Source organism: Alcanivorax sp. HI0044 (assembly GCF_001634945.1).
This window is the reverse complement of the sequence record NZ_LWEZ01000922.1, coordinates 1-8569: the sequence shown is the minus strand read 5'-3', so window position 1 is coordinate 8569 and position 8569 is coordinate 1. Positions and strand designations below refer to the sequence as shown.

7 protein-coding genes are annotated in these 8569 nt (G+C 59.2%); 2 read left to right on the top strand and 5 right to left on the bottom strand.

From position 1 onward, the window contains the following. The 3 genes from A3730_RS10840 to A3730_RS10830 form a co-directional block, all read right to left on the bottom strand. Positions 1–1038: Na+/H+ antiporter NhaC family protein (locus tag A3730_RS10840; protein ID WP_063538051.1), on the bottom strand; the 1038-nt coding region annotated here is incomplete at its 3' end. Positions 1039–1255: 217 nt separating this feature from the next. After that, on the bottom strand, positions 1256–1777 hold the full coding sequence (locus A3730_RS10835) for an FxsA family protein (protein WP_063520212.1): 522 nt from the start codon (positions 1775–1777) through the stop codon (positions 1256–1258). A 54-nt stretch (positions 1778–1831) separates the two neighbouring features. Next, positions 1832–2746 (bottom strand): LysR family transcriptional regulator, encoded by a 915-nt coding sequence (locus A3730_RS10830; protein ID WP_063520213.1) that lies wholly within the window; start codon positions 2744–2746, stop codon positions 1832–1834. A gap of 89 nt (positions 2747–2835) precedes the next feature. Between A3730_RS10830 and A3730_RS10825 the strand changes: the two genes are divergently transcribed. Continuing rightward, the gene (locus A3730_RS10825) at positions 2836–3777 is read left to right on the top strand and encodes a sterol desaturase family protein (RefSeq protein ID WP_063520214.1); all 942 of its coding nucleotides are present in this window, start codon (positions 2836–2838) and stop codon (positions 3775–3777) included. Between the two features lie 222 nt (positions 3778–3999). Here the strand turns inward: A3730_RS10825 and A3730_RS10820 are convergent, their stop codons facing one another. After that, positions 4000–5418: a 3-oxoacyl-ACP reductase gene (locus tag A3730_RS10820; RefSeq protein WP_063538049.1), complete on the bottom strand. Its 1419-nt coding sequence runs from the start codon at positions 5416–5418 to the stop codon at positions 4000–4002. Between the two features lie 323 nt (positions 5419–5741). Here A3730_RS10820 and A3730_RS10815 point away from each other — a divergent pair, with 323 nt between their 5' ends. After that, a complete protein-coding gene (locus A3730_RS10815; protein ID WP_063538047.1) occupies positions 5742–7028 on the top strand; it encodes an acetyl-CoA C-acetyltransferase in 1287 nt (428 codons plus the stop codon). Positions 7029–7222: 194 nt separating this feature from the next. Here A3730_RS10815 and A3730_RS10810 read toward each other — a convergent pair whose 3' ends face one another. Beyond that, positions 7223–8350 carry a LuxR C-terminal-related transcriptional regulator gene (locus A3730_RS10810; RefSeq protein ID WP_063519183.1) on the bottom strand — a complete coding sequence of 376 codons (1128 nt, stop codon included), beginning with the start codon at positions 8348–8350 and terminating at the stop codon, positions 7223–7225. Between the last annotated feature and the right edge of the window lie 219 nt (positions 8351–8569).

The window sequence follows — 8569 nt, the reverse complement described above, 5'->3', positions numbered from 1 at the left end:
CACGAACAGGCCAAGCAACAGCAGCAGCGCGGCAGCGATAGGCGGGCTTTGCAAGCCACTGGTTACCGCTTCCACCAATACGGGAACCTGCCCGCTGGCATTCACCACAGAGGCGTAACCGTTAGCGGCGATCATGATGAAGCCAATCAGCGACATCATTTTGACCCCCTGAGTAAAGGCATCCTGGGAGTCCCCCCAGGGCACCACGCCGCCTGCCGTAAACACCAGAAAGCCGACCAGTGCGCCGAGAATAATGGAGTCGCTGTAAAGCTGCAGGGCCAGCGCTGACGCCAGTGCCAGTGCTGCGACGACCACGTTGCGTACCGAGAGAGGGGCGTGCTGTTCTTCACCGGGTAGCTGTACGGGCCGGTAGTCGCGGGGTTTACGGTAACGGAATATGGCCAGCAGCAGGCCAACCAGCATGCCGGCAGCGGGCAGTAGCATGGCCAGAGGCAAGGTGTCGTTGGGCAGCGCCAGGCCGGCCTTGGCCAGACTGGGCCCCAGTTGGGTGTGCAGGAAAATACTGCCGAAGCCCACTGGCAACATCATGTAAGGGGTGATCAGGCCAAAGGTCAGTATGCAGGCGGCCAGCCGGCGATCCAGGCGCAGCTGGTGCATCACTTCCAGCAAGGGCGGCACCAGAATCGGGATGAAGGCGATATGGATGGGCACCAGGTTCTGGCTCATGATCGCGGCAGCCAGCAGCACGGTGAGTAGCAGGGTGCGGATGCGGCGTAGCTGGCCGGGATCCGGCGAGCGGCCAAGTTTTTCGATGATGCGTCCGGCCAGCCATTCGGTGATGCCGGAGCGGGCGATGGCCACGGCAAAAGCCCCCAGCAGGGCATAGCTGAGGGCGATATTGGCGCCGTCGCCCAGGCCGTCAGTGAAGGCGGAAAGCGTGCTTTGCAATTCCAGCCCACTGCCCAGGCCCGCGACCAGCGCAGCGCAGAGTAACGCCAGCACCACATTCATGCGGGCAAGGCTGAGGCCCATCAGGATCAATACGGACCAGACAATGGGGTTGAATAACGGGTTCATGGTGCCTCCACCGGGCGTGCTCTGAGTCTACCGCGAGGCGGCGCAGTCTAGCAGGGGCGGCGAGCACTTCCTAACCCGGTGCCGGGCGTCTTTGGCCGGTCGGTGGTGTAATCCGGTTTCATTCAATGAATAGAGTGGGGCGGTGAACGTTTTCGCTTTCAGGTTGGGGCAAGCTCGCACGGGTGGCGGGCGAGCTGGCGGTTAGAGGCTACGGACGCTATTGGTCCGTGCGGTGCGACTCGCCTTCAATGGTGTCGCCGCCGCCAAGACCGGTTCGGTCATCGTTGCTGCCTGGTCGTTGCTGGAACGGGTTGGTTGCTCCGCCGGAGTAGCTTGAGCGAGTGTAGGCAAACCCGGCTCCCTGCACGGTGGTGAAGCTTTGCAACGAGCCTTTCTGGATCACCTTGTTGGCCATCCAGCGGCGTGAACCGGGTAGCAACAAGGCAAAGCCCACGGCGTCGGTAATAAAGCCCGGAGTGATCAGCAGAGCGCCGCCGAGCAGCAGCATCATGCCTTCGACCATTTCCTGCCCGGGCATTTCACCTTGCTGCATACGCTGATTCAGGCGTACCCAGGTACTGAGGCCCTGGCGGCGGAACAGGTAGCTGCCCAGCAGGGCGGTTGCCACGGTAGCAACAATGGTGATTGGCCAGCCGATTGCCCCGGCGACTTGTGCCAGTACCAGTACCTCCAGCAGAGCAAAACCGAAGATGAAAAAGAAAACGCGACCAAAACCCATGAGGTGTCCTGTTTGCCGTCAATAGTCAGTATGTGGTCATGATTGGACCTGAATTCAAGGGGCAGGTTCCTGCGCGATGGTTTGCTCCAGTTGCTGGCGGAGCCAGCGGTGGGCCGGGTCGCGTTGCTGGGCCGGTGACCAGATCATGTAGATGGGGACGGGCGGCAGGTCAACGGGGAAGGGCAGCACCTGCAACTGCATGGTTTCGGCGTACTGCTGAGCGAGCCGGTCGGGGACGGTGGCAATCAGGTCCGAGCCGCCGCAAACCGCCAGCATGCTGGCAAATTGGGTCACCCGGGCCCCCGTGCGGCGCTGCCAGCCGGGGGCATTGAGAATCTGGTCCAGGGGAAGTTGCCGATTGCGGTCCGGCAGCACCACATGTTCGGCATCCAGAAATTGCTGTTTGTTGCACCGTCCCTTGATGGTGGGGTGGCCCTTGCGGGCGATCACGGACAGCCGTTCTTGCAGTAATACGCTGCGTTGCAGGCGGTCATCGTCAGCCACGAAAGCGTCCACGGAGAGGTCTGCCCGGCCTTTGTGGAGTTCGTCGGGCATATCATCGTTGGCAGACAGGATTTCCAGTACCACCTGGGGCGCTTGTTGGCGGAGTCTGGCCAGCAGGGGGCCCAGTACCACCATTTCGAAATAGTCCAGGCTGAGAATGCGGAAATGGCGCTGGCTGGTGGCCGGGTCGAAGCGGTTATCCGGGTTCAGGGTGTCGCGCAGGGCGGCCAGTTGCGGGCCAAGCTGATCATGTAGCTCCCGGGCACGGGGGGTGGGTGTCATCCCATGGTGGGTGCGCACAAACAGGGTGTCTGCAAAGGTGTGGCGCAGGCGCTGCAGGGCCGCGCTGATTGCGGGCTGGCTCATGCCCAGCGATTCCGCGGCACGGGAGAGCTGGCCGGCCTCCATGATGGCATCGAAGACGGGCAGCAGGTTCAGGTCGATACTACGCAAGTTCAGCTTCATGGATATTAGTTATACCAAATATCAATTAGAAAGATAAATACAGTCTGTCTAGTTTGGAGGTGCGCATAACAACAACCGGGAGAATACCCATGGACCAGATACTGACCTTGTCAGTCACCACCTTCATCGTTATCACCGCCATCTGGGAAGTCTTTGCGGGCCGCACCCGCGAAGGCAGAAAGACTCGCCAGGACTGGAAAGTCGCGTTTCTTGCCACTTTCATCATGGTGGCTATTCAGCGCCCGCTGATGCTGCTGTTGATTACGCTGGCTCTGACCGGTCTCTTCCCGGGTAGCGCCGGATCACTTGCCTGGCTGCAAAGCGAGTATTTCTGGCCGACCCTGATTGCCTTCTTCTGCATCGAAGAATTCCTGCACGGGTCCTTCCACCTGTTTGCCCACAGTCGCCGCCCGAAGAACAAGGCGCTGCAGTGGGTGCAGGCGTTCTACAAGATGAGTCATCGACCCCATCACCTGGCTGGCGGCCAGGACAACAAGGGGCAGCTGTCTGTGACGCAGACCTTTGTGAATGGCTGGGCCTGGTGGTTGATCATGCCTAACTACGCCTTCCAGCTGGTTTGTCTGTATCTGGGCCTGGTGGAAATTTTCCTTGTGGCGACGGCCTTTAAAGGGTTGTGGGCAGCACAGACCCATGTGAACTGGAATTGGGATCTGTACTTCCATAATCACAAGTGGGCCTGGGTGCGTAAAACCATGTGGGCACTGGCGCACGTGATTACCTTTCCGACCCAGCATCACCATCACCATGCCCGTGGCCCCAACTCGGCCAAGAACGTGACGTCCACCCTGGCGATCTACGACTGGCTGATCTTCGGTACCCTGGCCATCGAGAAGGAAAAACCGAAGATGTATGGCTGGCGCCAGAATGATGAAGAAGCCAATAGTGTGCTCAAGCGTTATTTCAAATGGGATGTGCGCGAATACATGCCGGGTGGCGCGGCAAAGGCAAAAGCCCGCGCTGAAGCGAAGGCTGCCAAAAAGGCACAGAAAGAGGTGGCCGAGGTCGCCTGATCAACCTCGACTCCTTGTGCTATCCACCTCGGGAGAGCGTGGAATTAAAGACCTCGCCGGGTAACCGGCGGGGTCTTTTTTTGCCGCGCTGCGACCGGACACTGGCCCCTGCAGCGGCGCTGTAGAAAGCTTGGCCTGCAGCCCACAAAAAAGCCGCACCCTGTGGGCGCGGCTTTTTGTTGCTTCTTGCCTGTTGCGTGAAGCATGAGGCCTGCTGCGGGTTTAAGCCCCCAACAGCATCTGGCCACATACACGCACAACGTTGCCAGTCAGGCCCTGGGAGGCCGGGCTGGCAAAGAAAGCGATGGTTTCGGCCACGTCTACCGGTTGACCGCCCTGGTTCATGGCGTTCATGCGACGGCCCGCTTCACGGATGGTGAAGGGAATGGCGGCGGTCATCTGGGTTTCGATGAAGCCTGGTGCCACGGCATTGATGGTGATGCCTTGCTCGGCGTATTCATCCTTGAACGCATCGACCATGCCGATGACTGCTGCTTTGGAACAACCATAGTTGGTCTGGCCCAGGTTGCCGGCAATGCCCGCGATGGAGCTGATGGAGATAATGCTGGCGCCTTTGCCCAAACCGCCGCTGGAGAGCAGGGCTTCATTAATGCGCAGCTGGCTGGCGATGTTGATGTTCAGCACCATGTCCCAGAATTTTTCCGGCATATTGCCCAGCATCTTGTCACGGGTGACACCTGCGTTGTGCACGACCACGTCGTAGCCGCCAATGGCTTTGGCTTTCGCTGCAATGGCTGCCGGTGCTTCGTCGGCAGTGATATCCATTTCCAGAGTGTCGCCACCAATTTGCGCCGCGACAGCATTCAGGTCATCGGCCATGGGGGGAATGTCCAGCACGGTGACGGTGGCGCCGTCGCGGGCCAGTACTTCGGCAATGGCGGCACCAATACCGCGGGAACCACCGGTGACCAGGGCTTTCTTGCCGGCCAGCGGCTTGTCCCAATCAAACTTGGCGGCCTTGAAGCCTGCTTCGGTAACACGCACTACCTGGCCGGACACATAAGCGGATTTCGGTGACAGGAAGAAGTGCAGCGGGGAGGCCAGCTGCGCTTCGGCGCCTTCATCCACATAGACCAGCTGGGCGGTGGCGCCTTTCTTGATTTCCTTGCCCACGGAGCGGGTGAAGCCTTCCAGGGCACGCTGGGCAACTCGCAAGGCGCCAGCCTGTTTTTCCGGAGTACGACCGATCACGACAACGCGGGCGCATTTATCCAGCTTGCGAATCACCGGATGGAAGAAGTCCCACAGGGCTTTCAGTTCATCCGGGCTCTGGATGCCGGTGGCATCGAATACCAGGCCTTTGAATTTGGCATCGTCATCGCGATTGGCGGTGTAATTGTCCGCATCCACGCCCAGTTTGCCGGCTTTTTTCTGCAGGTCGGTGGCGTTGGCGGTATTGGCCAGAACGGCTACCTGTGCGTCCGGCGCGCCTTTGAGGGTGCTCAGTACGCTGTCGATGCCGGTGGAACCATTGGCGGCACCTACCAGAACGCGGCCCTTGATAAAGGACGCCTGGCCCGGCTGCCAGCGCTCCAGAATAACCGGAATCGGCAAGTTGATTGCGCCGAATAGCGCCTTGCCCATGGGAGAGTTGGCAATCGTCTGATAGGTATCGCTCATGGTCCTGTCCTTTTTCCATCGAATGATGAATGTGTCCATTTACCTTAGGGTAAGCGGAACGGGTTTAAAGGGGTGGCGCGTAAAGATGGGCTGAAAATACGCCATCTTTCGTAGGGCAGGAAATCTGGCCCTGTCGCACACTGGCGCGTATTGAATCACTGCAGTGTGACGGGTGTATTGACCGGCCCCGGCCGTCAAACAGTCGTTTGAGCCAATGAGACCGGCACGGTAGGGGGTAGACTGCGCCCTGTCGAGTGAATACCGTGGCCAAATTCGCCACCGTCGTCGTCATTGATGACCGTCCATCTCTAGAGGAAAAGATTATGCTGGCAGGTAAAGCCGTTCGTAAGGTCGCCATTATTGGTGGTAACCGTATCCCGTTTGCCCGTTCCAACAGCGCCTACATCGACACCAGCAACCAGGAAATGCTGACAGCGGCACTGGATGGTCTGGTGGACCGTTTCAAGCTGCATGGTGAGAAGATTGACGAAGTGGCTGCTGGTGCGGTGATGAAGCACGCCCGTGATTTCAACCTGGTACGTGAATCGGTGCTGGGTTCCAAGCTGGCCCCGGAAACCCCTGCCTACGATCTGCAGCAAGCCTGCGGAACCGGGCTGGAAGCGGCCATTCTGGTGGCCAACAAGATTGCTCTGGGCCAGATCGACTGCGCTATTGCCGGCGGCGTTGATACGACTTCTGACGCGCCCTTGGGTGTGAACGAAGACGCCCGTAAAGTGTTCATGGCCCTGAACCGTGCCAAGACCAACGGCGAGCGTGCCAAGCTGGGCCTGAAACTGCTGAACCCGAAATCCCTGATGCCGGACATCCCGAAAAATGGCGAGCCGCGCACCGGCCTGTCCATGGGTGAGCACCAGGCGATCACTGCGAAAGAGTGGGGTATTCCCCGTGAAGCGCAGGACGAGCTGGCGTGGCGCTCTCACCAGAACCTGGCCAAGTCCTATGAAGATGGCTGGCAGGATGACCTGATCACCCCGTTCAAGGGGCTGGAGCGCGACAACAATATGCGTGGCGATTCCACCCTGGAAAAACTGGGCACCCTGAAGCCTTGCTTTGGTGGTCCGGACGGCACCATGACTCCGGCCAACTCCACGCCGCTGACTGACGGTGCCTCTGCGGTACTGCTGGCCACCGAAGAGTGGGCCAAGGAGCGCGGTTTGCCGGTTCTGGCTTACCTGACCCTGGGCGAAGCCGCCGCCGTTGATTTCATCGGCAAGAAAGAAGGCCTGCTGATGGCGCCCGCTTATGGCGTGCCGAGCATGCTCGACAAGGCCGGCATCACCCTGCAGGACTTCGACTTCTATGAAATCCATGAAGCGTTTGCTTCCCAGGTACTGACCACTCTGAAAATGTGGGAAGACGAAAGCTTCTGTAAAGAGAAGCTGGGTCGCGACAAGGCGCTGGGCAGCATCGATCGCAGCAAACTGAACGTGAAAGGTTCCTCCCTGGCAGCCGGTCACCCGTTCGCGGCTACCGGTGGCCGTATCATCGCCAACGCCGCCAAGCTGCTGAACGAAAAAGGCTCCGGCCGCGCACTGATCTCCGTGTGTGCCGCGGGTGGTCAGGGTGTGGTAGCGATTCTCGAAAAATAATCGCTCCCTTCTGGCAGTAAAAAAAAACCGGCCAATTGGCCGGTTTTTTTTGCCGCTATGCCGCCGCAGCACGGTTCACGCATCATGCAACACGCGACAACCGCATCGGGTTGTCGTTCTTGTCCTTTCCTCAAGACACGTCTTGGCCTGCATCCTCCATGAATCCGTTATCACGGTGTGTGCTGCGGGTTGGGTCACAGCACCTGCATGGCGCCGGATAACAGGGTGCGGATCACATCCTGCTGTTTGCTGACGCCCATTTTGCTGTAAATGGCTTTCAGCTGTGAGCGCACGGTATCCACCGACGTTCCATTATTCTCCGCGATCTGGCCAGGGCTGAGGCCGTTGGTCAGGGCAATGGCCACATTGGATTCTGCCTGAGTCATTTCGTAGAGCGCACGCAGGGTTTCTGCAGGGATGTTCAGCGGCGAATCAGGATCGGAAATATAGAGCGCCACGGAACCGTTAGTGGGTTCACCACCGTCTGGTGTGCTGCCTTCATTGAGGGTGGCGAGCATGACGGTCAGCGCGTTGTCCCGGTCCGGGTGGTGCAGCCCGATGGCGGTGTTACGGGTGTTGATCTCTCTGGGGTCGGCGTTGGCCTGTTTCTGAATCAGGCAGGCGAGCCGGGTATTTTCATCCGCGTAGTAGGCTTTTATGCCAGTGCCGGCCAGGGCAAGCGCGTTATGGTGGGTGAGCAGGGCATCGGCGACCGGGTTACGGTAGGCCACGGTGCCATCCGGTTCGAGAATGATCAGGCCCAGCATAAAACGCGACATGGCACTGTGCAGGGTTTGTTGGCGCGTGCGCAGGCGATGGAACTCACGGTGAATACGGATGGCGCGTTTGAAGTGCGGGTAGAGGAGCCGTAGCTTGGCGATATCTTCGTCGGAGAACGGGTCAGCATTGAAGGATCGGTGCAGGCCGATGCCCACGTGCCATTCCTTGTCGTGGTAGATGTTCATGCCGGAGATAAAGCCAATGTCATTGGGCTTGAGAATCAGCCGGAAATAGTAAGGGTGGGCGTCTTTGACTTCCCGGGAATCGATGATCTGCCGGGCCTGGCCCACAGGCTCGTCGCGTTGTGCCTGGAAGGTGTAATCGTATTTGCCCATGCCAAAGCGGTAGGACGCCACCACGGCTTTCGGCAAGCCGTGATAACCGATCATGCTCCGGGTGCCGCCCTGGTGATCTTCAATAAAAATCGCGCCAGAGCGGGCATTCATAATCTTTTCGCAGAGCAGTGTCATCACCCGGTTCCAGTGGCCCGGGTTGTAGGAGGCCTCGTACACTTCCCCGACAAAATCCAGTAATCCGTCCATATAGACCGGTTTCCCCCGTACCGCAGACTGCCCCCCCCTGGACGGGTTTGCGGTGTTTCGTGTGGCCGCAGTGGGCCTGCGCCTTATCAATTGGCTGTGGTAACCGCTTGATAGCAGGGACGCGAATGGTTATCAGGGCAATATATCGGATTCATGCTGGAAAGATAACTGCGTCACACCCCAATGGGGTGAAAGGGCATTTTGCCGGTTAAAAGGCCG